Annotated in this window: 1 protein-coding gene; it reads right to left on the minus strand. The window is 69.9% G+C overall.

What is annotated here, in order from left to right; translation table 11 throughout:
* Positions 1-26: 26 nt before the first annotated feature.
* A protein-coding gene (locus KIK08_RS39050; RefSeq protein WP_250558679.1) for an IS3 family transposase occupies positions 27-1,300 on the minus strand; the annotation gives its coding sequence in 2 pieces (ribosomal slippage) (positions 27-1,015 and positions 1,015-1,300; 1,275 coding nt in all).
* Between the last annotated feature and the right edge of the window lie 50 nt (positions 1,301-1,350).

A 1,350-nucleotide genomic window follows, 5' to 3' on the forward strand; every position in this document is an offset into this window, starting at 1 on the left:
TGAATCGCCCCGGCGTGTCCGGAGACCTAAGGACTTGAGTGTCCAGCCGCGGCGAGGGCGGCGTGGTGACGATAGTGGGCGGTCTCCAACTCCGCGGGTGGGATGTCTCCGCAGGCCTGGAACAGGCGGCGGTGGTTGAACCAGTCCACCCATTCCAAGCAGGCGATCGCCACGTGCTCGACACCCCGCCAGGGGCCGCGTGGGCGGATGAGTTCGGTCTTGAACAGCCCGATGATCGACTCGGCCAGGGCGTTGTCGTAGGCGTCCCCGACGCTGCCGACCGAGGGTGCGGCGCCGGCTTCGGCGAGGCGTTCGGTGAAGGCGATCGAGGTGTACTGAGATCCCGCGTCGGTGTGGTGCACCAGCCCGTCCAGCTCGCCGGTCCCGGCTTGCTGTCGGGTCCAGATGGCCTGCTCCAGGGCGTCCAGGACCAACTCGGTGCGCATGCTGGTGGCCGCGCGCCAGCCCAGGATGCGGCGGGAGTAGGCGTCGATCACGAACGCGACGTAGACCATCCCCGACCAGGTCGGGACGTAGGTGAAGTCCGCGACCCAGGCCCGGTTGGGCGCGGGCGGGTTGAAGTCCCGCCCGAGCAGATCCGCCGGCCGCGCCGCGGTAGCGTCCACTGTGGTCGTTCGGACTCGGCGGCCGCGGCGTGCTCCGACCAAGCCGAGTCCCCGCATGAGGCGTTCGACGGTGCAGCGGGCCACCGCGATGCCCTCGCGGTTGAGCGCCAGCCAGACCTTGCGGGCGCCGTAGACGCCGTAGTTGTCGGCGTGCACCCGCGCGATCTCGGTCTTGAGGGCCTCGTCGCGGCGTTGGCGTGCCGACGGTGCCCGGGTGCGGGCGAGGGCGGCGTAGTAGGTGGATGGGGCGATCGGGCAGCCGTGCTCGGACAGCACCCTGCAGATCGACTCGACTCCCCATCTCAGCCCGGCCACCACCCGACCGGCGTGCTGGGCGATGAACCTCACGAGCGTGTCGAGGGCCGGTCGAGCTCGGCCGCGAAGAAAGCCGACGCCGCCTTCAAGATCTCGTTCGCCCGGCGCAACTCGGCGTTCTCCCGCTTCAACCGCTTGATCTCCGCCGACTCCTCCGACGTGGTGCCAGGCCGCTGACCGGCATCAGTCTCGGCCTGGCGGACCCACTTGCGGACGGTCTCGGCCGTCCCGACACCGAGCTTCTGGGCGACCGCGCCGATGGCGGCCCACTGCGAGTCGTAGTTCGGGGTGACCTCGGCGACCATCCGCACCGCCCGCTCACGCAGCTCCGGTGGGTAGTGCTGGGACCGACGTGTCATGACTCCATCTCCTCACAAGATCGAGTCTCCCGACACGCCGGGGCGATTCA

The sequence above is a fragment of the Pseudonocardia lacus genome (genome assembly GCF_018531445.1).
In the GTDB taxonomy this organism is placed as follows: domain Bacteria; phylum Actinomycetota; class Actinomycetes; order Mycobacteriales; family Pseudonocardiaceae; genus Pseudonocardia; species Pseudonocardia lacus.